This is a genomic window from Methylobacterium fujisawaense, assembly GCF_039619325.1.
GTDB lineage: Bacteria > Pseudomonadota > Alphaproteobacteria > Rhizobiales > Beijerinckiaceae > Methylobacterium > Methylobacterium fujisawaense.
The window spans coordinates 1,253,951-1,278,434 of sequence record NZ_CP155000.1 but is presented as its reverse complement, the minus strand read 5'-3'; the positions used below and the strand labels follow the sequence as shown (position 1 = coordinate 1,278,434).

Annotated in this window: 26 protein-coding genes; 8 read left to right on the top strand and 18 right to left on the bottom strand. The window is 70.9% G+C overall.

What is annotated here, in order from left to right:
* Positions 1-37 precede the first annotated feature (37 nt).
* The gene (locus tag ABC766_RS06115) at positions 38-697 is read left to right on the top strand and encodes an MgtC/SapB family protein (protein WP_345821519.1); all 660 of its coding nucleotides are present in this window, start codon (positions 38-40) and stop codon (positions 695-697) included.
* A 93-nt stretch (positions 698-790) separates the two neighbouring features.
* Here the strand turns inward: ABC766_RS06115 and ilvA are convergent, their stop codons facing one another.
* The 5 genes from ilvA to ABC766_RS06090 form a co-directional block, all read right to left on the bottom strand.
* Positions 791-2,383: a threonine ammonia-lyase, biosynthetic gene (ilvA, locus tag ABC766_RS06110; RefSeq protein WP_075379635.1), complete on the bottom strand. Its 1,593-nt coding sequence runs from the start codon at positions 2,381-2,383 to the stop codon at positions 791-793.
* A 24-nt stretch (positions 2,384-2,407) separates the two neighbouring features.
* A complete protein-coding gene (locus ABC766_RS06105; protein WP_043356538.1) occupies positions 2,408-2,755 on the bottom strand; it encodes a diacylglycerol kinase in 348 nt (115 codons plus the stop codon).
* Positions 2,752-3,810 carry an AbrB family transcriptional regulator gene (locus ABC766_RS06100; RefSeq protein WP_111474218.1) on the bottom strand — a complete coding sequence of 353 codons (1,059 nt, stop codon included), beginning with the start codon at positions 3,808-3,810 and terminating at the stop codon, positions 2,752-2,754. Before ABC766_RS06100 ends, ABC766_RS06105 begins: the two co-directional genes overlap by 4 nt.
* 110 nt (positions 3,811-3,920) lie before the next feature.
* Positions 3,921-5,411 (bottom strand): argininosuccinate lyase, encoded by a 1,491-nt coding sequence (locus tag ABC766_RS06095; RefSeq protein WP_345821517.1) that lies wholly within the window; start codon positions 5,409-5,411, stop codon positions 3,921-3,923.
* 93 nt (positions 5,412-5,504) lie between these two features.
* Positions 5,505-6,440: a LysR substrate-binding domain-containing protein gene (locus ABC766_RS06090; RefSeq protein ID WP_345821516.1), complete on the bottom strand. Its 936-nt coding sequence runs from the start codon at positions 6,438-6,440 to the stop codon at positions 5,505-5,507.
* Between the two features lie 133 nt (positions 6,441-6,573).
* On the opposite strand from ABC766_RS06090, the gene ABC766_RS06085 reads away from it, so the two are divergent.
* Together ABC766_RS06085 and ABC766_RS06080 are read left to right on the top strand one after the other, a co-directional pair.
* Positions 6,574-8,163 carry a catalase gene (locus tag ABC766_RS06085; protein ID WP_043356544.1) on the top strand — a complete coding sequence of 530 codons (1,590 nt, stop codon included), beginning with the start codon at positions 6,574-6,576 and terminating at the stop codon, positions 8,161-8,163.
* 97 nt (positions 8,164-8,260) lie between these two features.
* Entirely contained in the window at positions 8,261-8,725 is a 465-nt protein-coding gene (locus ABC766_RS06080; protein WP_245282002.1) for a cupin domain-containing protein, read from the top strand.
* Here the strand turns inward: ABC766_RS06080 and ABC766_RS06075 are convergent.
* The 7 genes from ABC766_RS06075 to ABC766_RS06045 form a co-directional block, all read right to left on the bottom strand.
* On the bottom strand, positions 8,677-9,921 hold the full coding sequence (locus ABC766_RS06075; RefSeq protein ID WP_075379636.1) for an MFS transporter: 1,245 nt from the start codon (positions 9,919-9,921) through the stop codon (positions 8,677-8,679). The genes ABC766_RS06080 and ABC766_RS06075 overlap by 49 nt on opposite strands.
* Positions 9,918-11,573: an apolipoprotein N-acyltransferase gene (gene lnt, locus ABC766_RS06070; RefSeq protein WP_345821515.1), complete on the bottom strand. Its 1,656-nt coding sequence runs from the start codon at positions 11,571-11,573 to the stop codon at positions 9,918-9,920. The genes ABC766_RS06075 and lnt overlap by 4 nt, the downstream gene beginning before the upstream one ends.
* 64 nt (positions 11,574-11,637) lie before the next feature.
* Entirely contained in the window at positions 11,638-12,771 is a 1,134-nt protein-coding gene (locus ABC766_RS06065) for a hemolysin family protein (RefSeq protein ID WP_182591956.1), read from the bottom strand.
* 36 nt (positions 12,772-12,807) lie between these two features.
* Positions 12,808-13,287, bottom strand: coding sequence for an rRNA maturation RNase YbeY (gene ybeY, locus ABC766_RS06060; RefSeq protein ID WP_342140611.1), 480 nt, complete (start codon positions 13,285-13,287; stop codon positions 12,808-12,810).
* 2 nt (positions 13,288-13,289) lie between these two features.
* Entirely contained in the window at positions 13,290-14,396 is a 1,107-nt protein-coding gene (locus ABC766_RS06055; protein WP_043345723.1) for a PhoH family protein, read from the bottom strand.
* A gap of 37 nt (positions 14,397-14,433) precedes the next feature.
* Complete coding sequence (gene miaB, locus ABC766_RS06050; RefSeq protein ID WP_075379638.1) at positions 14,434-15,771, bottom strand: tRNA (N6-isopentenyl adenosine(37)-C2)-methylthiotransferase MiaB; 1,338 nt, start codon at positions 15,769-15,771, stop codon at positions 14,434-14,436.
* A gap of 167 nt (positions 15,772-15,938) precedes the next feature.
* Positions 15,939-17,675, bottom strand: a complete 1,737-nt coding sequence (locus ABC766_RS06045) for an L-lactate permease (protein ID WP_075379639.1) — start codon at positions 17,673-17,675, stop codon at positions 15,939-15,941.
* A gap of 262 nt (positions 17,676-17,937) precedes the next feature.
* Here ABC766_RS06045 and ABC766_RS06040 point away from each other — a divergent pair, with 262 nt between their 5' ends.
* Positions 17,938-18,219, top strand: a complete 282-nt coding sequence (locus ABC766_RS06040; protein WP_342140567.1) for a pentapeptide MXKDX repeat protein — start codon at positions 17,938-17,940, stop codon at positions 18,217-18,219.
* Between the two features lie 123 nt (positions 18,220-18,342).
* Here the strand turns inward: ABC766_RS06040 and ABC766_RS06035 are convergent, their stop codons facing one another.
* From ABC766_RS06035 to ABC766_RS06020, 4 genes are all read right to left on the bottom strand, one after another.
* On the bottom strand, positions 18,343-19,212 hold the full coding sequence (locus tag ABC766_RS06035) for a lysophospholipid acyltransferase family protein (protein WP_345821514.1): 870 nt from the start codon (positions 19,210-19,212) through the stop codon (positions 18,343-18,345).
* Between the two features lie 4 nt (positions 19,213-19,216).
* Positions 19,217-19,732 carry a GNAT family N-acetyltransferase gene (locus tag ABC766_RS06030; protein WP_043345740.1) on the bottom strand — a complete coding sequence of 172 codons (516 nt, stop codon included), beginning with the start codon at positions 19,730-19,732 and terminating at the stop codon, positions 19,217-19,219.
* Positions 19,729-20,403 carry a tRNA (adenosine(37)-N6)-threonylcarbamoyltransferase complex dimerization subunit type 1 TsaB gene (tsaB, locus tag ABC766_RS06025; RefSeq protein ID WP_043760775.1) on the bottom strand — a complete coding sequence of 225 codons (675 nt, stop codon included), beginning with the start codon at positions 20,401-20,403 and terminating at the stop codon, positions 19,729-19,731. Before tsaB ends, ABC766_RS06030 begins: the two co-directional genes overlap by 4 nt.
* 355 nt (positions 20,404-20,758) lie before the next feature.
* On the bottom strand, positions 20,759-21,325 hold the full coding sequence (locus ABC766_RS06020; RefSeq protein WP_043345741.1) for a NifU family protein: 567 nt from the start codon (positions 21,323-21,325) through the stop codon (positions 20,759-20,761).
* A gap of 186 nt (positions 21,326-21,511) precedes the next feature.
* Between ABC766_RS06020 and ABC766_RS06015 the strand changes: the two genes are divergently transcribed.
* From ABC766_RS06015 to ABC766_RS06000, 4 genes are all read left to right on the top strand, one after another.
* On the top strand, positions 21,512-21,970 hold the full coding sequence (locus tag ABC766_RS06015) for an atp-dependent helicase (protein WP_345821513.1): 459 nt from the start codon (positions 21,512-21,514) through the stop codon (positions 21,968-21,970).
* Between the two features lie 121 nt (positions 21,971-22,091).
* The gene (locus tag ABC766_RS06010) at positions 22,092-22,514 is read left to right on the top strand and encodes a DUF2934 domain-containing protein (RefSeq protein WP_345821510.1); all 423 of its coding nucleotides are present in this window, start codon (positions 22,092-22,094) and stop codon (positions 22,512-22,514) included.
* A 169-nt stretch (positions 22,515-22,683) separates the two neighbouring features.
* Positions 22,684-23,349: an HAD family hydrolase gene (locus tag ABC766_RS06005; protein WP_345821509.1), complete on the top strand. Its 666-nt coding sequence runs from the start codon at positions 22,684-22,686 to the stop codon at positions 23,347-23,349.
* Positions 23,350-23,539: 190 nt separating this feature from the next.
* Positions 23,540-23,746 carry a hypothetical protein gene (locus tag ABC766_RS06000; protein WP_345821508.1) on the top strand — a complete coding sequence of 69 codons (207 nt, stop codon included), beginning with the start codon at positions 23,540-23,542 and terminating at the stop codon, positions 23,744-23,746.
* Between the two features lie 15 nt (positions 23,747-23,761).
* Here the strand turns inward: ABC766_RS06000 and ABC766_RS05995 are convergent, their stop codons facing one another.
* Both ABC766_RS05995 and ABC766_RS05990 read right to left on the bottom strand, forming a co-directional pair.
* Positions 23,762-24,049, bottom strand: a complete 288-nt coding sequence (locus ABC766_RS05995; RefSeq protein ID WP_345821506.1) for a hypothetical protein — start codon at positions 24,047-24,049, stop codon at positions 23,762-23,764.
* Positions 24,050-24,158: 109 nt separating this feature from the next.
* Entirely contained in the window at positions 24,159-24,452 is a 294-nt protein-coding gene (locus ABC766_RS05990) for a hypothetical protein (protein WP_345821505.1), read from the bottom strand.
* Positions 24,453-24,484: the final 32 nt, after the last annotated feature.

Genomic DNA, 24,484 nt, shown 5'->3' with positions numbered 1-24,484 from the left:
CGGAGAAACGGAGGCGGCTCTGATCGGCAACGGCGAGATGGTGGCCCGGCTGGCGCTGGCGGCCCTGTTCGGCAGCGTGACCGGCCTGGAGCGCGAGCGCCTGCTCTGGGCCGCAGGCCTGCGGACCCACATGCTGGTCTGCGTCGGCTCCTGCCTGATCATGCTGGTCTCGGCCTTCGGATTCGCCGACGTGCTGGGCACCGCCCACGTGGTGCTCGACCCCTCCCGAATCGCCGCGCAGGTGGTCTCCGGCATCGGCTTCCTCGGAGCGGGGACGATCCTGCTGCGCGGCGAGGTGGTGAAGGGTCTCACCACGGCGGCCAGTCTCTGGGGCGTGGCGGCGATCGGGCTGGCGATCGGCAGCGGCCTCTACGTGCCGGCCCTGGCCGCGACGGCGCTCATCGTCGGCATCCTGGCGGGTGTGAAGCCCTTCGAGCAGCGCTGGCGCGACCGGATGCGCGCCCAGACCCTTCGGCTGACCGCCCGAAAAGGCGCGATGTCGCTCGACACCGTTCAGGCGGCGACGGGCGAGCGGGCCTCACGGGTCCGGACCTTCACGGTCCATCCGGGTCCTGATTCGGACCACGAGGAGGTGACGATCACGTTCGTGCGTCTGTCCCGGACGAGCTTCGAGGCCATCGCGGCAAAGCTTCGGGCGATGCCCGATGTCGCCTCGGTGGAGGTGGCCGAGGACTGACCGCGCCCGACGCTGCCCCTCGATCATGAGAACAGCGACGTGACTCGAAGGAGCGCGACGAGAGCCCCCAGGGACAGCCTGGGCTGAGGGGGCTCAGGCCGCCCCGGCGCCCTCGCCGTCGAGGAACAGGCGGTAGGCCGGGTTCTCGGTCTCGTCGGTGGCCGGGTAACCGAGGGCGTCGATGGCGGCGTCGAACCGGGCGCGCTCGGGCGGCGGCACTGCGATCCCGGCGAGCACCCGGCCGTAATCGGCGCCGTGGTTGCGGTAGTGGAACAGCGTGATGTCGAAATCCGGCCCGAGGGCGTCGAGGAACTTCATCAGCGCACCCGGCCGCTCCGGGAATTGGAAGCGGAACAGCCGCTCGTGCGCGACCCCGACGGCACGGCCGCCGACCATGTAGCGGACATGGACCTTGGCCATCTCGTTGTCGCTCATGTCGAGGACGCGATAGCCGGCCTCGCGCAGCGAAGCGATCAGCGCCTGCTTCTCGCGCTTGCCGCCGCTGACGTTGATGCCGACGAAGATCTGCGCCTCCGAGCCCGGCGCATGGCGATAGTTGAATTCCGTGATCGCCCGCGGTCCGAGGGCGTTGATGAAGGCGCGGTAGGCGCCGGGGCGCTCGGGGATCGTCACGCCGATCAGGACCTCGCGCTGCTCGCCGATCTCGGCGCGCTCGGCGATGTGGCGCAGGCGGTCGAAATTCAGGTTCGCCCCCGAGGAGATGGCGATCAGCGTGCCGTCACCGCCCTCGCGCTCGGCATACAGCTTGGCGCCGGCGAGGCTCAGCGCCCCGGAGGGTTCAGACACCGCGCGGGTGTCGTCGAAGATGTCCTTGATCGCCGCGCACATGGCGTCGGTGTCGACGGTGATGACCTCGTCGAGATGCGCGCGGCAGAGCCGGAAGGTCTCCTCGCCGGCCTGACGCACGGCGACGCCGTCGGCGAACAGGCCGACACTGGGCAGGCTGACCCGCGTGTCGGCCGCCAGTGCCGCGGCCATGCAGGCGGCGTCCTCCGGCTCGACACCGATCACCTTGGTGCCCGGCCGCAGATACTTCACGAAGGTGGCGACGCCGGCAGCGAGCCCGCCGCCGCCCACCGGCACGAAGATCGCCTCGATCGCGCCGGTATGCTGCTCCAGGATCTCCTTGCCGATAGTGCCCTGGCCGGCGATCACGTCGGGATCGTCGAAGGGGTGCAGGAAGGTCAGGCCCTGCTCGGCCTCGAGGGTCTTGGCCTGCGCGAGCGCCTCGTCGAAGGCGTCGCCGTGCAGCACGACCTCGGCCCCCCGGGCCCGGCAGGCATCGACCTTGATCGACGGGGTGGTGCGCGGCATCACGATCACGGCGCGCGCGCCGAGCTTGGCGGCGGCCAGCGCCACGCCCTGCGCGTGGTTGCCCGCCGAGGCGCAGACGACGCCGCGGGCGATCTGGTCCGGACTGAGGCCGGACATCTTGTTGTAGGCGCCGCGCAGCTTGAACGAGAAGACCGGCTGGAGATCCTCGCGCTTCAGCAGGACCGGCCGCCCGAGCCGCTGCGTCAGCCGGGGCATCGGGTCGAGTGGGCTCTCGATCGCCACGTCGTAGACGCGGGCGGTGAGGATCTTGCGGATGTAGTCCGTCACGGTGTGGAGTCTCGGCCGATGCGCGGGGCTGTGCCGGCCAGATAGACCCTCCGGCCCGCGGATGCGAGCGCGCCCACGCGCGGCAGGTCAGCCCAGCCGCTCGACCAGCGCCGCCACCCACACGAGCAGCGCCGCCATCTGGGCCATGAAGGTGCCGGCGGAGGCGAGGTCCTTCACCGTGCCGATCATCGGGTGATGCCCCGGATGGACGTGGTCGCAGAGCTTCTCGACGGCGGTGTTGAGGAATTCGGCGGCCAGCATCAGCAGCAGGCTGACCATCAGGGCGACCCGCACCCAGAGTGTCGCGCCGAGGAACAGGGCGACCGGCACGCCGAGAGCCAGGAGCAGGAGTTCCTGCCGCACGGCCCGCTCGGTGCGCGCGCCGTGGCGCAGGCCGCGCCAGGAATTCAGAAAGGCGAGAACCAGGGCATTCATCGGATGGCGGTCTCCGGCACGGACCGGCTGATCCACTTGGCGAGCAGCGGACCGGTGAGCAGCACCACGAACAGGCGCAGGGTCTGGACCGCCAGCACGAAGGAGACGTCCGCCTTCGAGCCGACGGCGATGATCGCCACCGAATCGAGGCCGCCGGGACTCGTGGCGAGGACTGCGGTGAGCAGGTCGATGGGCAGCAGCAGCGTCAGCCCCCAGCCCCAGGCCGCGCAGAGGGCGATGACCGAGAAGGTCGCCGCCAAGATGCCGGGCAGGGCGGTGAATGTCAGGCGCAGCGTCTCCCGGGTGAAGCGCAGGCCGACATAGATGCCGATGCAGGCATAGGCGAGTTCGAGGAGGGGCACCGGCAGCGCCATGCGCACGAGCCCGGTGGCGTGGAGGAGGCTGCCGAGCACCATCGGGCCGATCTGCGCGCCGGCCGGCACCCGCAGGGCGAGCGCCGCGCCCGCGCCCACGATGGCGACGGCCAGCGTCGCGAAGACGGAGAGTGGCCCGGTCACCTCGGCGACGCCAGCCGAGGCCCCGGGAACCGGCGTCTCCATCAGGAAGCGGGCGGCCAGCGAGGCCGAGAACACCACGGCGGCGACGCGCACGTATTGCATGAAGGCCACGAGGCGCGGATCGGCACCGAAATCCTCGGCCATGGCGACCATGGCGGAAGCGCCGCCGGGGGACGATCCCCAAGCCGCGGTGGTCCCGGGCAGCACGCGCAGGCGGGTCAGGATCCAGCCGACCAAGCCGCTGACCGCGACGGTGACCAGCACGACCGCGACGATGAGCGGCCCGTCCTCCACCAGGGTCTGGGCGATCTGCCCGGTGACCGCATGCGCCACGAGGCAGCCGATCGCCGCCTGGGAGGCCTGGAAGGCGGCCCGGGGTACGCGGAGGCGCGAACCGCCGACCCCGAACGCGATGGCCGCGATCATCGGCCCTAGCAGCAACGCGGCCGGGAACTGCGCCTGCATCAGGCCGTATGAGACGGCCGCGGACGCGGCGGCGAGGGCGGCCCAGAGGCCGAGGATGCGGAGAGAAAGCAAGGCGACCGATCGGGAGAGGCCCGCTTCAGACGGCAGGCGTCAGGCGCGCGCTATAGCGCAATATTGGCCCTGTCACGGCAGAGTTTCGACACAGCCGCCCCGCGCAATCGTCAGGGCTCGTGGGTCAGGGCGGCGAAGGCAGTGTCGAGGCGTGCCCGGGCGTCGGCCAGGCCCTTGCGGCGGTCATCGCGCCATGCCCGATCGGCCTCAAGCCGCTCCCGGGCGCGGGCCAGCATGCGCCGGACCTCCGCGGGCTGCGGGCCGCCGAGGCCCGCAGCCGCGTCGATCATGCCCCGGGCCGACAAGGCCGCCCGGAAACGCGCCTCGTCGAGGGGCAGGTCCGGCTTCAGGCCCGTCCCGGCGGCGGCCTCGGCGTAGATCCGCCGCACCTCCGCGAACGGGAGATCGGCGGGCCGCAGATCGTGGCTGCGGCCGTAGCTCACCAGCTCGGAGGCGAAGTGGTGGCCGAGCCGGAACGGCACGTCCGCCTCGCGCTGAAGCGTGTCGGCGAGTTCCGTGGTGGTCGAATAGTCGGCGGCGACCTCGTCGGCGGCCCGCGCCCGGTCCACGACCAGCCCGTCGAGCACGCGGGTCCAGCGCCGGCACATCTCGGCGGCCTCGGCGAGCGTCCGGCCCGGCGGCTCGGCCTGGTTGCGCTTGTAGTCCGGCATCCCGGAATCGACGTTGTGCGCCATGATGACGAAGGCCTGCGCGGCCCCGACCACGTCGCTCGCCTTCATGCGCAGGCCGTAGAGGGCGACGGGATTGCGCTTCTGCGGCATGATGCTGCTCGGCCCGGTCAGCGCCCCCTCCCGCAGCAGGATCCACGGCCGGGTCTGGTGATACTGGGCGTAGAGGTCCTGCGCGAAGCTGCCGGCCGTGGTGGCGAGTGTCGCGGAAAGCCCGGTCAATTCCAGGCCCATATCCATCGGCGCGAGCTGACCGGCATCGTAGCTGTTCTCCACGGGTGCATCGAACCCGAGCAGCTTGGCCAGGCGCTTGCGGTCCACCGGGAAGCTCGACGTCCCGAGGGCGGCCGCGCCCAGGGGCGATAGGTTGAGCCGCGCCCAGGCCTCGCGGAGGCGCTGCGCATCGCGGGCAAGGACGGCCGCGTAGCCGAGATAGAGGTGGCCGAGCGTCGTCGGCTGGGCCTGCACGCCGTTTGTATAGGCCGGGACGATCGTGTCGGCCTCGCGGTCGGCCACGGCCAGCAGGGCCCCCCGGGTCTCGTCCAGGGCTTGGGCGAGGGCGAGGAGGCGGTCGCGCTGCTCAAGCTTCAGCACCGTCGGGATGATGTCCTGGCGGCTGCGCCCCGAATGCATCCGGGTGGCCTCCGGGCCGGCAATGGCGGTGATCAGCGGCTCGATCCGGAGATAGTCGTCCGGCCGTTCCGCACCGGGCTTGGCGGCGTCGGCGGCGACCTGATCGAGCGCGCGGGCGATGGTCGCGGCCAGGGGGCGCGGGACGATACCGGTCTCGGCTGTCATCACCAGGGAGGCCCGGTTGATCTGATCGATCCGGGCGAAGCTGTCAGTCGGCGCGGCGTGGGCGCCGAGGGGGGCGAGCAGCGCCAGAATTGCCCCGATCATCCTGCGCCGCATCGGCCCGTTCCCCATGCCCTGATCAGTCCTGATAGACGCGCCAAGCGCGACCGTCTTCATCACCGCGGGGCCAGCTGCCCGCGACACCGCCGCTCACGCCACCGCGTCGTCGCCCCGGCAGGCCGCGGTTCCGGGCGGCGCGTGCGCCCGGAAGAAGGCGGCGAGGTTCGCCAGTCCCGCGGCGCGGGGATCGCTCGCCCGCCAGACCAGCGCGATGGTCCGGCCGGGACCGTCGACATCGAAGGCCCGGGTGACCGTCAAGCCGCTGGGATCGGGGCTGGCGGGCACCGCGAGGGCCGGAAGCAGCGTGTAGCCGGCGCCGGCGGCCACCATCGAGCGAAGCGTCTCCAGGCTGGTGGCATGGCGGCCGACCGACGAGCCCGCGCCGCAGGCCGCGATCGTCTGGTCGCGCAGGCAGTTGCCCTCATCGAGCAGCAGCAGGTCCGGCCCTGCGATCTCGGTCGCCGAGAGCGCGCCGCCCCGGGCCAGGGCGTGCTCGGCCGGGCAGGCGAGCCAGAACGGCTCGACGAACAGCGGCGAGACCGCGAGACCGTTGGAGGGTAGCGGAAGCGAGACCAGGGCCGCGTCGATGCGGCCGTCGCGCAGGCCCTCGACGATGTCGGCGGTCCGCGATTCCGAAAGAGAGAGCGTCAGCAGCGGGTACTGCTCGCGCAGCGGTCGCAGCACCAGCGGGAAGAAATAGGGACCGAGCGTCTGGATCGCCGCCAGGATGAGGCGCCCGGTGAGCGGCGAGCCGCGGCCCTCCCTGGCGAGCGCCAGCAGCCGCTGCGCCTCCGCCAGGACGACGCGTGCCTGCCGGATGATGGCTTGGCCCGCTTCGGTCAGCAGGATCCGCCGGTTCGACCGCTCGAACAAAGTCAGGCCGAGCGCGGTTTCCAGCTTGCGGACCTGCACGCTCAGCGTCGGCTGGCTGACATTGCAGCGTTCGGCGGCCCGGCCGAAATGCCCCTCGTCGGCCACCGCGACGACATATTCGAGATCCCGGAGGGAGAGGCCAGACAGATTCATAGGCTGTATCTATCAGAACCTTTGTGACGATGCATTTGCCTCGGGGTCACGCCGGGGTCATAACCTTTTTCCAGAACGGTTCCAGGCTGGCCTCGGCCCTCGAGAGCCTTCGCTGAACGGAGAGACGATACGCATGAGCGATCAACGCCCGATCCTGACCACCCGCCAGGGCCATCCGGTCCGGGACAACCAGAGCACCCGGACGGTCGGTGAGCGCGGCCCGGCGACGCTCGAGAACTACCAGTTCATCGAGAAGATCACGCACTTCGACCGCGAGCGTATCCCCGAGCGCGTCGTCCACGCCCGCGGCGCCGGCGCCCACGGCTGGTTCGAGGCCTACGGCAAGATCGGCGACGAGCCGGCCTCCAAGTACACCCGCGCCCGCGTGCTCACCGAGACCGGCGTGAAGACGCCGATGTTCGTGCGCTTCTCCACCGTCGCCGGCGCCAAGGAGAGCCCGGAGACCGAGCGCGACCCGCGCGGCTTCGCGGTGAAGTTCAAGACCGTCGACGGCAACTGGGACCTCGTGGGCAACAACCTCAAGGTCTTCTTCATCCGCGACGCGATCAAGTTCCCCGACATGATCCACGCGTTCAAGCCGGATCCGGTGACGAACCGCCAGGAGGCGTGGCGCTTCTTCGACTTCGTGGCCCAGCACCCCGAGTCGATCCACATGGTGACGCACCTGAAGTCGCCCTGGGGCATCCCGGCCAATTACCGCGAGATGGAAGGCTCGGGCGTCAACACCTACAAGCTGGTCAACGACCAGGGCGAGGCGGTGCTCTGCAAGTTCCACTGGATCCCCAAGCAGGGCGTCCGGAACCTGACCTCGCAGCAGGCCTCCGAGATCCAGGCCAAGGATGTCGGCCACGCGACCCGCGACCTGTACGACAACATCAAGGCCGGCAACTTCCCGGAGTGGGAATTCGCCGTGCAGATCATGCCGGACGGCCCGAACGACCACCTGTCGTTCGACCCGCTGGACGACACGAAGCTGTGGCCGGTGGACCAGTTCCCGCTGCTGCCCTGCGGCCGGATGGTGCTCGACCGCGTGCCGGACAACTTCTTCGCTGAGGTCGAGCAGTCCGCCTTCGGCACCGGCGTTCTCGTCGACGGCGTCGACTTCTCGGACGACAAGATGCTGCAGGGCCGGACGCTGTCCTACTCCGACACGCAGCGCTACCGAGTCGGGGCCAACTACCTCCAGTTGCCGATCAACGCGCCGCAGCCCGGCGTGAAGGTCTACTCGAACCAGCGCGACGGCCAGATGGCCTACACGGTGGACGGGACGGGCCCGAACAAGCACATCAACTACGAGCCCTCGACCCTGGCCGAGGGCCTGCGCGAGGCGCCGAAGCCCGCGAAGGACTATCACCAGCCGGTCCAGGGCAATCTCGGCCGCTACCAGACCTCGCGCACAGAGGACGACTACACGCAGGCCGGCGTGCGCTACCGCTCCTTCGCGGATTGGGAGCGCGACGACCTGATCGCCAACCTCGTCGCCGACATGAAGCAGTGCCCGGAGCCGATCCAGCTGCGGATGGTCTGGCACTTCTGGCACGCCGACGAGGATTACGGCCGCCGCGTCGCCGAGGGCGCCGGGATCGACCTGGAGAAGGCCAAGGCGCTTCCGCCGCTGCCGGGGCGTGCTGCTCCCGGCAAGCGCCTGCAGTCCGAGACCTACACGGACGGGTCGCAGGCCCACCGGGTCGCCGCGGAGTAAGCGTCGCGGGTCCGCCGCCCATCGAAGCCCCGCGCGGTCATCCGGCCGCGCGGGGTTCTTGTTTGAACCTCCGGCGGGGACGGCGATGGCGAGTGTCGTGCACCGAGGGCTTGGCCCGAACGCCGTCATCGGCGGCATGCGGATCTTCTATCTGGCGCGCAGCGACGAGACGGCCGACGCCATGGGTGTCTATCGGGTCGAGATGGATCCACGGACGCCGGGAGCCGGGCTGCACCGCCACGCCCGGTTGACCGAGACCTTCTCGGTCGAGGCGGGCCGGCTCGCCCTTCATGTCGACGGCGCGGATCACGACCTCGGGCCGGGCGACTTCGCGCTGATCCCGCCCGGCATTGCCCACGCCTTCGCCAATCGCAGCGACCGACCGGTGCGCTTCACGCTGAGCTTCGCGCCGGCGCTGGGCCGCGAAGGCTTCTTCGAGGGGCTGGCCCGGCTGGCCGCGGCGGGGCGTCTCTCGGATCGGGCGGCAATGGCCGACCTGATGGCGCGCTACGATCAGGAACCGCTGGCCGGTTTCGCGGCCTGGAGCGAGGTCAGCGGCTGAGCCGCAATGTTCCGCGCCTGGGGTTCGCCCGCGCAGACCTTGCGGTCGCGGCCGGCGGCTTGACCGATCAGGATCGCCGCGACGGCGATGGCGACGAACAGGGCACCCGGCACGCCCCAGCCGCCCGTGGCCTCATGGGCCAGGCCGAAGACCAGCGGCCCCAGGCAGGCGCCCGTATAGCCGATGCCCTGCGCCATGGCCGAGAGTCCTGCGGCGCTCGCCGCGTCGGCGGCGCGCAGGACGATCAGGGTGAGACCCAGGCCGAAGCAGCCCCCGATCCCGAAGCCGAGTGCGCCGGCGGCGGGAATGCGCAAGGATTCCGCGCCGAAGGCCAAGACCAGGAACGCCACGACGGTGAGGCCCGGGATGGCGACGATCCAGGCCCGCTGATCGCGGGCGCGGGCGGCCAGCATGGCGGTCAGGAGAGCGCCGGGCGCCTGAACCAAGGTTGTCAGCGAGGCGTAAAGCCCTGCATCCAGCGGCGTGAGACCACGGCCCTGCAGCAGCAGCGGCAGCCAGCCGAACAGGATGTAGGCGAGCGACGATTGCAGGCCCATGAAGCCCGTCACCCACCAAGCCAGCGGGTCGCGGAGCAACCGCCCGGCGGAGGGCGCGGCGGTCGAGGTCGTCCGGCGGGCGAAGGGGATCCACACGAAGGCGGCAGCGAGCGCCGGCAGGGACCAGATCGCCAGGGCGGAAGGCCAGCCGCCCCCGAGGGCGTGCTCCACCGGCACCGCCGCCCCGGCGCCCGCGGCCGCGCCGAGGCACAGGGTCATCGTGTAGAGGCCGGTCATCAGGCCACCGCTGGCAGCGAAATCACGCTTCACCAGGGCCGGCAGCAGGACGTTGTCGAGGCCGATCCCGATGGCGGCCAGCGCCGTTCCGGCGAAGAGCGGCACGAGACCGCCAAGGCCGCGAAGCGCCAAGCCGGCGACCAGGATCGTCGAGCCCGCGAGCACGGCGAGGTCGGGCCCGATCCGGCGGATCAGCGGCGCGGCCAGCGCACAGGCGATGCCCAGGCACAGGACCGGCAGCGTGGTGAGGATGGCGGCGCCCCCGGCACCGAGGCCCGTCCCGTCCCGGATCGTCGCCAGCAGGGGGCCGACCGTGCTGAGCGCCGGACGCAGGTTGAACGCCACCAGCATCAGCGCGAGACCGAGCAGGAACCGGTTCGCGGTGGCGCGCTCCGCGCTCACGGCCGCCGCCGCGCGACCACGGCACCGCCGAGGCAGGCGGCGAGCATCAGCGCGAAGGCGGCATCGCCGAACCGACCGTAGAGCGTGCCGCCGACGATGCGGGCGGGCAGATCTGCGTCGAGCCACGTCTCCTCGTCCAGCCGGGTGCGGGCGACGATGCGGCCATGCGGATCGATCACGGCGGAAATCCCAGTGTTGGCATCCCGCACGAGGGGCATTCCCTCCTCGACGGCGCGCAGGCGCGCCTGGGCGAGGTGCTGGCGCGGACCGGGCGTGTCGCCGAACCACGCGTCGTTGGTGACGTTCAGGATCAGCCCCGGCGGCTGCGGCGACGGCGCAGCACGCCCGGCCGGTAGGATCGCGCCCGGGAAGATCGCTTCGTAGCAGATGGTCGCCGCCACCGGCGGCAGACCCGGAACCGTCAGGATGCGCTGCCCGGCGAGCGTCCCGGCCGAGAACCCGCCGGGTATCGCCACGAACTGGCGCAACCCCACGGCCCGCAGGGCGGCGTCGAGGGGCGCCGGAAGGTACTCACCGAAGGGGACGAGGTGGACCTTGTCGTAGCTGTCGGAGATCTTGCCGTCGGAGCCGATCACCATGACGGCGTTGAAGTAGCGCAGGCGCTCGCCCGGCAGCGGCTCCTCGGCGCGGGCCGCGCCGGTGATCAGCTCCTGCCCAGGCTTCAGCCCCGCCGCGACCTTGGCCAGGGCGTCGGGATCGCGCTGGATGAGGAACGGGAAGGCGGATTCCGGCCAGACGATGTGGGTCGGCTCCGGCGCTCCGGCCTCCGTCGGCCGCTGGCTCAGCTCGATGTAGCGGTCGACGATGTCGGTCCGGTTCTCCGGCCTGAACTTGGCATCCTGGGGCAGGTTGGGCTGGACGAGTCGCAGTCGGACACCGGCCACCACCGGATCGGGCGGGCCGAGTCGCTCGGCCCCGTAGAGCGCCAGGCCGGCGAGCAGGACGGCGGCCACGGCGCTCGGCCCCAACCGGCCGCGGAGCCCCCCGCCGTTGGCAAGGGTCGCGGGTGCGGCGCAGACGAGCACGGCCAGGATGCACAGGCCGTAGAGCCCGATCACGGCGGCCCATTGCATCAGCCAGAGATTCTGGGCCAGCGCCATCCCGAGGGTGTTCCAGGGAAAGCCCGTGAACACGTGGCCGCGCAGCCAGTCGGCGGCGCCGAGCCCGAAGGCGAGGGCGGCGATCCGCGCCGCGCCCCGGCTCCACAGCAGGCCCGCGGCGCCGAACCCGGCGCCGTAGAACAGGCCGAGGGCGAAGGGCAGACCGACAACGCCCAAGGGCAGGGCCCAGAGGAACTCGTCGGCCTCCACCAGGAAGGCCTGGCCCAGCCACCAGAGTCCGGCGGTGAGGTAGCCGAAGCCCCAGGCCCATCCGACCAGGAAGCAGGGCCAGAACCGCCGGAGGGTGGTCCGCCCGGAGGCGGCCCCGTCCTGCAGCCAGACCGCGACCGTCAGGGACAGGGCAAGGGCCGGCAGGATCCCGTAGGGCGGCATGGCCAGCGCGCCGAGCGCGCCCGCGAACCACGCCAGCCCGAGGCGGCGCCAGCCGGTCAGATGCGTGATCGCCAGCACGGCGCCCGGCACATGTGCGCGCTCCGGATCGGGCAGGGGATCCCGCATCGGCCCGCGCATGGATGCACCGGCCGCTGCAGGCGACCGGGCGAAACCGTCCGCCAGACCCGTCACGCCACGACCGTCACGGGTGCGGCGTCTCGGCGACCGGGGGGCTCGATGGCGGGGGCAGGGCGAGCGGGACGACGGTCCCGATCCGCGCCGCGCCCTTGTGGAACCGCAGGCGCTTCAGACGCCGCGGATCGGCGTCGAGCACCTCGAATTCGAGATCGCCCGGACCGGCGATCAGCTCGCCCCGCGACGGGACGCGGCCCGCCAGCGTCACGATCATGCCGCCCAGCGTATCGATCTCCTCGGCCATCTCGCCGACCGCCGCCACGAGGTCGACGCCCGTCACCTCGGAGACCTCGGCCAGCGGCGTGCGCGCGTCGGCCACGAAGACCTCGCCCTCGCCGTCGACGCGCTGGACGAAACTGTCCTCCGCGACGTCGTGCTCGTCCTCGATGTCGCCGACCACGACCTCGATCAGGTCCTCGATGGAGATCAGCCCGTCGGTGCCGCCATACTCGTCGATGACGAGCGCCATGTGGGTGCGGGTCGCCTGCATGCGCACCAGCAGGTCGATCGCCGGCATGGAGGGCGGGACGAACAGGACCGGCCGCTGGATGCGCGTCGCCGCCAGGGTCGTCGTCAGGTCGACCTTTCCGAGGTCCAGGCCCCGCGGCACCCGCGGAGCCGGCCGGCGCGGCCGCGGTGCGGCCGCCGCATCAGCGGCACCGTCGACCACGGTCTCCGCGGGCTTCACGACAGCGGCGGCACTGCGCCGGGCCGGCTCGGCCTTGGCGGCGATGTGATCGACGAGATCGCGGATGTGGACCATGCCGCGGGGGTCGTCGAGGGTCTCGCCATAGACCGGCAGCCGGGAATGACCGGCCGTGCGGAACAGTTTGAGCAAGTCGCCGAGACTCGTGTCGTTCGACACGGCGACGATGTCGGCCCGGGGGACCATCACGTCGTCGACGCGCACCTTATGCAGGCCGAGGACATTCTTGAGCATGACACGCTCAAGCGGCGTGAGGCCGCTCTCGCCGGCATCCGGCTCCGCCAGCGCCTCCTCAAGACCCTCGCGCAGCGAATCGCGCGGCTTGAGATGAAGTGCCTGGAGCAGGCGGTCGTACCAGGGCTCCCGATGCGGGGATTCACCCTCGGTGGAACTGGGCGCGGCCAGGGCCGCGCCGCGACTTCGATCGTTGCTCATGTCTCTCGGGTCTGGGGTCGATCGGGCGTCGCGCGCTCAGGCATAGGGATCCGGGATGCCCAGCGTCGCGAGAGCCGCGACCTCGAGGGCTTCCATGGCATCGGCCTCGGCCTCGCCGATCTCGTGGTCCTGACCGAGACAATGCAGGATGCCATGGACGAGCAGATGGGCGAGGTGATTCTGGAGCGGCTTCGACTGCTCCGCACTTTCGCGCACCAGGGTCTCGTAAGCAAGGACCACGTCGCCGAGGGGCGTCGGAACGCCGGGATGCACCGGCTGCGGGGCGGCGGGGAAGGACAGGACGTTGGTCGGCTTGTCCTTGCCGCGCCAGGTCCGGTTGATGTCCTGCACCGCGGCATCGTCGGCCAGCAGGATGCTGACCTCGACAGGTCCGTCCGGCCGGTCGGGGGCGATGGCGAGGCCGGCTTCCACGGCGCGCGTGACCCGGGCTTCGAGGTCCGGGATCGCCGTCTCCCAGCGCGCGTCCTCGACGGCGAGATCGATCGCGTGCGGCATGCTCACGCCAGCGGCCGTCGGCGGGGATTGGGATTGCGGTCGGCCTCGGCGCTGCCGTGGGCGGCGCGCTCGTAGGCGGTGACGATCCGGCGCACGAGGTCGTGGCGGACCACGTCGACGTCCTTAAACCGCACGCGCCCGATCCCCTCGACGCCGTCCAGGACGCCGACCGCTTCCACGAGGCCGGATTTCTGGCCCGGCGGCAAGTCGATCTGGCTGGGATCGCCCGTGATGATCATGCGGGACCCCTCGCCCAGGCGGGTGAGGAACATCTTCATCTGCATGGAGGTCGTGTTCTGCGCCTCGTCGAGGAGCACCACGGCGTTGGTGAGGGTGCGGCCACGCATGAAGGCCAGCGGCGCGATCTCGATCGTGCCGGTCTGCAGGCCGCGGTCGACGTGACGCGCCTCCATGAAGTCGTAGAGGGCGTCATAGATCGGCCGCAGGTAGGGATCGACCTTCTCGCGCATGTCGCCGGGCAGGAAGCCCAGGCGCTCCCCGGCCTCGACCGCCGGACGCGACAGGATCAGCCGCTCGGCATGGCCCTGCTCCAGGAGCGATACGGCGTGGCCGACCGCGAGCCAGGTCTTGCCGGTCCCGGCGGGCCCCTCGGCGAAGACCAGCTCATTGGTGCGCAGGAGCTTGATGTACTCGTCCTGTGCAGGATTGCGGGCCCGCACGGCGCCGCGCTTGCGGGTTGCGATCTGCTCGAAATGCGGCGTGTCGGCCTCGGCGGCGATCGCCGCCGCCGGGAACAGGGTCGCCTGGGCGGTGGCTTCGCGGATGGCGCCGTCGACGTCGCCGAGGCTGAGGGTGCTGCCGCCGGTCCGCACCCGGGCGTAGAGTTTCTGGAAAACCCGCCGCGCCGTCTCGACGGCGTCTGCGGGGCCCTTGATGACGAGATGGTTGCCGAGCGCCGTGGCGGTCACATCCAGCCGGCGCTCGATATGGGCGACGTTCTGATCGTATTGGCCGAAGACGAGGCTCGCGAGGCGGTTGTCGTCGAAAGTCAGCGGCACCTCGACCGCCTCGTCCGATCCGGCCGGCAGCGCCGCCGGGCCGCGACCCCGGAGCGCGCCGCGCGCGCCCCCACCGTCCGACGCGCTCAATCCGTCATCCTCGCCATCCGTCCGACCGTTCCGATCCTCACGCCGCCGCAGCCTCCGAGACGAGTTCCCCGAACAGGCTGTTGGCGCCCGCCTCGGTGATCCGCACCGGCACCACCTGTCCGATATGGTGCGGCGCGGCGTCGAACTGGACGGCCAGCAGGTGCGGCGTCTTGCCCGCGACCTGACCCGGGTGACGTCCCGGCTTCTCCACCAGCACGTCGAAGACCCGGCCCTCGGCCGCCCGCTGATAGGCGTGCCGCTGGCTGTCGAGGAGCGCCTGCAGCTCGGCGAGCCGCGCGGCCATCACGGCCTCAGACACCTGATCGGTGCGGTCTGCGGCCGGCGTCCCGGGACGGGGGCTGTACTTGAACGAGAATGCGCTCTCGAACCCGACGTCGCGCACGAGCCGCAAAGTCTCGGCGAAATCCGCATCGGTCTCGCCGGGGAAGCCGACGATGAAATCGGAGGACAGGGCGATGTCCGGCCGCACGGTCCGGATCCGGTCGATCAACCGGCGATAAGCATCGCCGGTGTGCTTCCGGTTCATGGCGGCGAGGATCCGGTCCGACCCCGACTGCACCGGCAGGTGCAGGTAGGGCATCAGGGCCGGCACCTCGGCATGGGCCCGGATCAGGGCCTCGTCGAAGTCGTTCGGATGGCTCGTCGTGTAGCGGATCCGCGCGATGCCGGGGATGCTGGCCACCGCCCGCACCAGCGCGGCAAGACCCACGGGCGCGCCGTCGGGCCCGTCGCCGTGATAGGCGTTGACGTTCTGACCGATGAGGGTGATCTCGCGCACGCCCCCTTCGGCGAGCTTCTCGGCCTCGGCGAGCACGGCCGCCACGGACCGCGAGACCTCCGCACCCCGGGTGTAGGGCACCACGCAGAAAGCGCAGAATTTGTCGCAGCCCTCCTGCACGGTCAGGAAGGCCGAGGCCCCGAGGGTCCGCCGGCGGGGCAGGTGGTCGAACTTGTCCTCGACGGGAAATTCGGTGTCGACGACGCGGCGCTCGCGGGACCGTGTCAGGAGATCGGGCAGGCGGTGATAGCTCTGTGGCCCGACCACCACGTCGACAGCGGGCTGCCGCGCCTGGATCTCGGCGCCCTCGGCCTGGGCGACGCAGCCGGCTACGACGATGCGGGTGTCGAGGCCTTTCGCCTTCCGTTCACCCTTCAGGACGCGCAGCCGCCCGAGTTCGGAATAGACCTTCTCGGCAGCCTTCTCGCGGATATGGCAGGTGTTGAGGACCACGACATCGGCGTCCTCGACCGAGTCGGTCGCCGTGTAGCCCTCGGCGCCCAGGACGTCGGCCATGCGGGCCGCATCGTAGGCGTTCATCTGGCAACCGTAGGATTTGACGTAGGCCTTCTTCAACGCGCGCCGTCCTGAACCAATCCGCTTCAATCCCCACGCCCGTCCCGCGACGCGGGCCGGCGCGTGGCCTGTAGCACGGATCGCGCGGCCCGTCGCGGCGCCAAAACGCGACCGGCCGCCCGAAGGCGGCCGGTGCAACGGTGCGGCGGAGGATTCTTCCGCCGGCCTCAGTGGGCCGCCGGCGCGGCGGCGGGCAGGTCGATGACCATCTGCTGGAAGAAGGGCACGTAGGCCTGCAGCATCACGAACAGGCCGACCAGGCAGGCGAGCGCGATCGAGTGCCAGAACACGAAGCGCAGGATCTTGCCTTCCTGGCCGAAATAGCCCGTGGCCGTGGAGGCGACGACGATCGACTGGGCGTCGATCATCTTGCCCATGACGCCGCCGGACGAGTTCGCCGCCGCCATCAGCACGCCGGACAGGCCGAGCTGCTCGGCCGTGATCCTCTGGAGGCCGCCGAACAGCACGTTCGAGGCCGTGTCCGACCCGGTGAGCGCCACGCCGAGCCAGCCGAGGAGCGTCCCGAAGAACGGGTAGAGGATGCCGGTTCCGGCGAAAGCGAGGCCGAGGGTCGCATCGACGCCCGCGTAGCGGGTGAGGACGCCGAGCGCGAGCATCGCCGAGATCGTGATCAGCGAGTACCGCAAGGCCCAGATGGTCTCGAAATACGCCGTCACGAGGCGCACCGGCGAGAACCGCATGATCAGGCCGGAGATGATCGCGGCGATCAGCACGCCCGTGCCGGTGTAGGACATGTAGGTGAACAGGAAGACCGCGCCCTCGGGCACCGGCTTGGCCACCACCGGGGGCACCTTCATGATCACGTTGTGCAGGCCCGGCACCTCGTACTTCCAGGTGAAGATCGGGTTGACGATGCCCTTGAACCAGCCGGTTCCCCAGATGGCGACGACCACGGACAGGATGACCCACGGAACCCAGGCCCAGAGGATATCGCCCTGAGAAGCCGTGCGTGCGCCGATATGGACCGGGGGCGTGCCGGGCACGCCGGCGCCGAGCGCCACGGGGCGCGGACCGGCCACGGCGAGCGACGGATCGTGCCCGCGCAGCGCCGGCGACGTCCAGATCTCGCGGGGCTGCCAGACCTTCAGGAACAGGACCAGGGCCAGCATCGAGGCGATCGAGGCGCCGATATCGACGATCCAGGGATTAACGTAGTTCGAGATCAGGAACTGCGCGACCGCGAAGGAGGCGCCGCAGACCAGGATCGGCGGCCACACCCGGATCATGCCGCGGAAGCCCGCGAACACCCAGATCAGCCAGAACGGCACGATCAGCGAGAACAGCGGCAGCTGCCGGCCGATCATCGCGCCGAGGATTTCCGGCGGGTAGCCGGTCACCGAGGCGAGTCCCTGGATCGGCGCGCCGAGCGCCCCGAAGGCCACCGGCGCGGTGTTGGCGATGAGCGACAGGCCCGAAGCGGCGAGCGGCGAGAAGCCGAGGCCGATCAGGATCGCGCCGGTGACGGCGACCGGGGTGCCGAAGCCGCCCGCGCCCTCGAAGAAGGCGCCGAACGCGAAGGCCACCAGCAAGAGCTGCAGGCGCCGGTCGGCCGTGATGCCGGCCACCGATTGCTGCAGGATCGCGAACCAGCCCTTCTCCACCGTCAGGCGGTAGAGGAAGATGACGTTGAGGATGATCCAGCCGATCGGGAAGAAGCCCGTGACCATCCCGAGGATGGCCGCCCGGCTGGCGAGATCGGTCGGCATGCCGAAGCCGACGATGGCCACCAGCATGGCGAGGCCGAGGGCGATGACGGCCGCGATATGGGCCTTCACGCGCCCGCTGGCGATCATGGCGAGCAGTGCGATGACCGGCACTGAAGCGGCGAGCGTCGAGAGCCAAGCGCTCCCGAACGGATCGTAAACCTGATTCCAGGTTTGCAACGGGCGTCCTCCACAAATCCCGACTGTTCCGGGTTGCGGCCTAGCTAGCAGACGGGTTCGACCCGCTCAATGCGCTGCATCATGTATTCCAGGGTCGTGCCTCTCGATCTTCGGAGATCTGCGGCCCCAAGATCTCGCATCCAGCCTGACGTCGGCGCGCGTCCGACGCCGGAACGGGCCTGTTCGGGCGCTAACACACTCGCTCGACGAACGTTTTCTGCAGGCCCGTAACCGCGGGCCGAAGACGGCCGAACGTCCGGATGTGCTGCACGATCAGCACAGTTCGCGAGGTTTCGACATGCGCAACGGGTTACAGCTCTCCGCCGCCTTCTTCGCCGCCGCACTGGCCGCGGCTCCGGCCGTAGCGGAGACCATGAACAAGGATGCGATGAGCAAGAATTCCACGGCCAAGGACAGCATGGCCAAGGACAGCATGGCCAAGGACTCCATGCATAAGGGAGCCATGGAAAAGTCGGCTCCCATGGGAAAGACCGATGCCATGGACAAGGGTCCGATGAGCCGGGGTGACGCACCGAAGCGGTAGAGCACGGCAGACGCGCGGCGGAGACCGGCCGGGATCGGCAGATCCGTCGCGCGTCTCGAACCGCGCTGTCCGCGACCGCGGCGCCGGGGACCACCTGCCGAGCCCGCGGTCGAACGGCTCCGCTCAGACCGTCGCAATCTCCTGACCCTGGAGGCCGAGGTCGCTGGCCGCTGGCCGGACATTCGGCGCGGGCGCGACCCCGTCGCCGCCCGCGCCGATGCCCCGCAGGGCCGCGCGCACCTCGGCCTCCGCGGCGGCCGTGGCGGCCTTCCGGTCGGTTGTCGCCTCGAAGACGATCGGCGCCCCCCAGACGACGTGCACGTCGATGGGGCCGCTCTGCACAAAGGCGGCGAGGTGGGGGGCCAACTCCATGTCCCCGTACCAGGCGATCTCAGCGCGCTCGGCCCGCGTCACCGGCAGGCCGTTGCGACGGGGATAGGTGATGGCCAGCGGCTGGAGGCGCACCCGGCCGCGCCCGGCCTCGGCTTGCAATGCCGCCCGGGCTGCGCCGACCAGGGAGGAGCGGAACGGCAGGAGCCGGGTTCCGTCGCCGGTGGTCCCCTCCGCGAACAGAACGACGAGCTCACCTTCGGCCAGCCGATGACCCATGGCGGTGCTGACGGTGGCGGTTGCCCCGCGCCGCTGCCGGTCGATGTAGATCGTCCGCTGCAGCCCCGCGAGGGCGCCGATCAGCGGCCAGCCGGCGATCTCGGACTTCGCCACGAAGGAGAGCGGCCGCAGCGAGCCCACCGCGATGATATCCAGCCACGAGACGTGATTGGCGAGCACCAGGGCCGCCTCGCCGGGGGCAGGGGGTGTTCCGCTCTGCATGACCCGCACCCCGAACAGGCGCAGGAAAGCGCGGTGGAACAGGACCGGCGCCAGGGCCGCGCGGCGACGCAGCAGCCGCAGGGCGATCCAGTGCGGCGGCCCCAGCACCGCGAAGGCGAGGCCGAGAGCCGCGACGCGCCAAGCGATACCGAGGCGGCTCACGGCGTCACAGATCGGCGCTCATCGTCAGCGCAGTCGCACGGCTGCCGTCGGCCTTGAGATAGTAGCCGGTGCGCGAGCCCACCTGTCGGAAGCCGTGGCGCGCGTAGAGCCGCAGGGCGGGGGCGTTGCCCTCGTCGACCTCCAGATGCACCCGGGCGACCCCGGCGAGGGCGAGGCTCGACAGGTGCTCGCGGAGCAGCTTGCGGCTGTGGCCGCCGCCGCGCAGCGCCGGGGACAGGACCACCGTCAGGATCTCCGCCTCGTCGGCCGCCCGGCGCGAGAGCACGAAGCCGTGGAGCGTGCCCGCACGCCACAGGGCGTGCGCCTGGGTCGAACGCTCGCAGAGCATGCGCTCGAATTCGTGGGCCTCCCAGGGGCGCGCGAAGGCGGTCGCGTGGAGCCGGGCGAGGGCAGGGGCCTGCGCCGCGTCGCGGAGCGGGGCGACGTAAGGCTCCGGGGTCAGCGCGTCCCACCACGCGAACCACCAGTCGAAGGGCCAGAAAGGCAGCGGGCGGGTCATCGCCGTGCGATCCGCGCATGATCCTGCGGCCGGGCATCCGGCCCGCGCAGGTAGAGAGGCCGTGCCAGCGCCTGCGCCGGGTCTGCGACGAGACCGAGGGAGGCTACCGACGCGATATCAGGGCCGGATACGTTGGCGACGCGCGCCGCGACGCCGCGTTCGGCGAGCGCCGTGGCCAGCATCGGTGCACCGGAGCCCGTGAGCACCACCGGGCCGGAACCCAGCTGCTCGGCCGCCGCCTCGACGGCGAGGTGCGCGGGGGCGAGGCCGTCGCCGGGACCGAGGGCCTGGACGTAGACGGCGCCGTGGCGGGCATCGATCACCGCCGCGATCGTGCCCTCGACGGTCTCCGCCAGGAGGGGAGCGAGGAGAGCCGAGAGGGTGCCGACGCCGACGACCGGCTTTCCGGTGGCGAGTCCGATGGCCCGGGCCGCCGACAGGCCGACCCGCAGCCCGGTGTAGCTGCCCGGCCCGACCGTCACGGCGACGCGGTCGATCGCCTCAAATCCGCCCTCGACCCGGGCGATTACCCGCTCGATCAGCGGCAGCAGGGATTCCGCGTGGCCGCGCGCCATCGGCAGCGCCTCGGCGGCGAGGGGCGCCTCGGACTCCTCCGCCATGACGCAGGCGGCGCAGGTGTCCAGCGCTGTGTCGATGGCCAGGATACGCACGCTCACTCCCACAGGACGGTCCGAACCGGCCGCTTCCTCCTGCGTCACGACGGACGCGAAGAGTCTCAAGCGTTAGAGCAAAACCGCCGCTTCGTCAGCGGCGGGGGAGACCGAGCCGGCTCTTCGGCGGTCGAGTGTTGCCGGCTTGCGCCGCTCGGCCTGCACACTGGGAGGCCCCGAGGCCGCACCAAGGTCGGACGCCTTCGCTCGGTGCGCGGCCGCGGCAGGGATCACGCCCTCTGGCGCCGGCGACGACGCGCGTCACCCGCTTGAAACGCGGCGTCGACGGCCTTGGGAAAGCTCGAGGGCGATGCCGGCCGGCAGGATCCTCGAGCTATACCGCGGAAACGGATCGTCAGATCGCCTGGACTTCGCGGATCTCCGGCAGGAAGTGCCGGAACAGGTTCTGCACGCCGTGCCGCAGGGTCGCCGTGGAGGACGGACAGCCCGAGCAGGCGCCCTTCATTTCCAAGTAGACCACGCCCTCCTTGTAGCCGCGGAAGGTGATGTCGCCGCCGTCGCCCGCCACCGCCGGGCGCACCCGGGTCTCGAGCAGGTCCTTGATGGTCACGACGGTGTCGTGGTCGGCCTCGTCGTAGAACTCGTCGCTGGGCTCGATCTCGCCGTGGCTGCCCTCGGCCATCACGGGCACGCCGGACTGGAAGTGCTCCATGATCGCACCGAGCACCGCCGGCTTCACCTGCGCCCATTCCGAGCCGTCCTCGGCCTTGGTCACGGAGATGAAGTCGTGCCCGAAATAGACGCCCGCCACACCCGGGACGGTGAACAGCGCCGCAGCCAGGGGCGACCGGGCGGCGGCCTCGGGATCCCGCGCCTCGAAGGTCGATTCCGGAAGGACGACACGGCCGGGCAGGAACTTCAGGGTGGCCGGGTTCGGCGTGGCTTCGGTCTGGATGAACATGGTGGGATCACTCCGCTGCGCCGGTTCAAGGCCGGCCGGGACAGGCGCCGCGAGGCACCGCCTCCCATGTGGACCGGCAAGCGGATTTTCTCAACCGGTCGTGGTGTCCGCGCCCATCGACGAGAGTGGACATTCCTGCTGCGGCGCGACAGGACGGGCGGAATCGGGATGCCAGAGGAGCCGGCAGTGGACGTGACCGCGGACCAGACCCTCGCGCAGGAATTGCTGAAGGATCTGCGCGAGACACAGATCAAGCTGGAAGCCGCGCGGACGGAGGCGGCGTCGCTCAAGGTGCTGCTCGCGTTGCGCACCCATCAGCACGACCAGGCCTGGCAGGACGGGCGGCGCCTGGCGGCCGCGCTCGAAGACGCGGAGGCGCGCACGAAGGCGGCCACCGAGCACGACGCGGCGCGGGAGAACACCGCGTCGGCCGAAGCCGTGGCGATGGCCGACGAGCGCACCGAGGCGGTCCGGACCGTGCTGTCGGCCGTCCTCGCGAGCATCGGCCAGCGCGCCCTCGACCGGCGCCGGTTCCAGGAGATGATCGCCCGGGCCGGACGCGAGGCGCCGGATCAGGGACCGGGTGCGGCTCGCCACGCGGTACTCCTGACCGAGGCGCGGCGGGTGCTCGGGATCGCCGAATAGGCCGCGCGCACGTTCGCTCGGAGCGGGCCGCGTCCGGCTCCCGGCCCCGGCGGGCAGGGTTAACCGACGCTTAACCCGGCTCTCCCATCGTCGATCCCGGGACGGACAGGAGATCGACTGCATGCTGATCAGCGAGCACCAGGTGCGCGAATGCGCCTACTACATCTGGGAGAACGAGGGCCGGATTCACGGCCATGCGGCCGCCCACTGGATCCGCGCCGAAGCCGAGCTGCGCGCCAACGCGATGCTGGCGGCCGGCGTCGCCTCCAAGACGGTCGAAGCTCCGAAGGCCACCAAGGCCGCCGCTGCGAAGACCGCTTCAGCCAAGCCCGCGGCCGCCAAGTCTGCGGACGCCAAGTCTGCGACCACGAAGTCGGCCTCCGCTAAGCCGACCGCCGCCAAGCCGACCGCTGCCAAGCCCGCGGCCGTGAAGGCCGCCGCGAAGCCGGTGGCCCCGAAGACCGTTCGCGCGTCCAAGGCGGCGGTGACCGCGGGCCTCGCCGCCAAGGCGAAGCCTGCCCGGACCGCAGCCTCGATGCACTGACTGGCCGGCGCCGCCGCGCCGATGACGTTTCAGGAGCCCGCTTCCCGAGGGGAGGCGGGCTTCCGTCGTTCCAGCATCGGGGTCCGCGGGTCCGGTCTCAAGGAACAGGCTGGCCTCGGCCCGGTTGTCCGGCCGAACGCGGGCGCCGGGCACCGCGAGGGGGCTCGCGATGCGCGCGGCGATTTTCGACATCGACGGAACGCTGCTCGACAGCGTCGATCTGCATGCCCGCGCCTGGGTCGAGGCCTTCGCGCATTTCGGCGTGACGACAGACCCGGCGGAAGTGCGCCGACAGATCGGCAAGGGCGGCGACGAGTTGATGCCCGTCTTCCTGTCGCAAGAGCGGATCAAGCGAGAGGGCGAAGCGATCGAGGCGTACCGCTCGGACCTGTTCAAGCGGCGCTACCTGCCGGATGTGCGGCCCTTCCCCGGTGTCCGCCAGCTGTTCGAGCGCATCCACGAGGCTGGCCTGACCATCGCCCTGGCCTCGTCCGGCAAGCGTACCGAGGTGGATCGCTACACCGAGATCCTCGGGATCGGCGATCTCGTGGACGTCGCCACCAGTGCGGACGATGCCGACCGCTCGAAGCCGCATCCTGACATCTTCCAGGCCGCCTTGCGGAAGCTCGACGGCGTGGCGCCGGACGCGGCGCACGTCGTCGGCGACACGCCCTACGATGCCGAGGCCGCTGCAAAGGCGGGACTGCCCACGATCGGCCTGCTTTGCGGCGGCTTCCCGGAAGCGGATCTGACCGCTGCGGGCTGCGTGGCGATCTATCGAGATCCCCAGGACCTGCTCGCCGGGTTCGCGTCCTCGCCGCTGGCCGGCACCTGAAATCGCGATCGGGCAAGCCGATTCGGACTCTCAGCCCGAGTCGTCCACACTTTACCGCCGCGCTGTTGCCCCACGGTGACGGAGACTGATGCCGGCTACGTAATCGCGCGAAAGGGGCTGGTGTCCGTCGATCGAAAGGCGTAGCGACCCGCCCGCCAATCTGGACTCTTTCGAAGGACGAGCGCCTCGCATGCCCCAGACTCATCAGGCCGGCCCGGCACCGCGCTACGTTCCGGCCGCCAAGTCCCTGCCGGAGCAGATCGCCGACGCCGTCGCGTGTCGTTCGACCCCGCTCAGCCAATTGCTGCGCCTGATGGCCGCGCTCGATGCCGAGGGTGGCAACGAAGCCCTGCGTCTCCGCCTCCGCGCGCGGATCGGCGCGCCGCTCGACGCCTGACCGCAGCACCGCCGCTCAGCGGCGTCGGCTGCGATGCCGCCGACCACCGCGCCGGGCCGCCGGCGCGGTCACCTGTGCGACGCGCTTCATGCAGGCGAAATAGATTCGCCGCCCGATCTCCTCGAGTTCCAAACCCTGAGGGTTCGGCGTGGAGAACACCTTGGCGCGGGCCTCAAGGCGGCATGCCGCATCCTCGGGGCTCCGAATCGGAGGCTCTGCGCGGGCCGTTCCACAGCTCAGCGCCGATGCGATCCAGACCGCGGCGAGTATCGACACGCGGGTGCTTTCGAGGATACGCGGCATACTGATGTTCAGGGCTCACACGCTCAAGACGTGAGAAATAGCGCGTCTTGCTGAGCCGTGAAGCTTCGTCAGAGTGCTGGCCTGACCGAAAAACGAGGGTGTGCCCGGCTTACGGGACAACCCAGAGACACCGCCCCGTATCGGCAACACTCATGCACTCGTAAGGCGCCCCGCCGATCAAGGCCCGTTGCTCGACGGCGCCGATGGCGCTGCGGGGGATGCGGCGGCAACCGGTCTCCCCAAGCGCTTGACGCTCGGTACCCGCGGCAGCATCGATCCGGCGTGCGGAGATCAGCGTCTCGCAGGCGGTCACCGTCTCCGAATCCTGCGCGTGGGCCTGTTCGGCGGCGAGGAGGATCGGCAGAGCGCCGACGATGAGGGCCAGTCTCGTCCAGGATTGCATCGCGACCTCGGCTGCGCCCGCCGAGCGAGGAC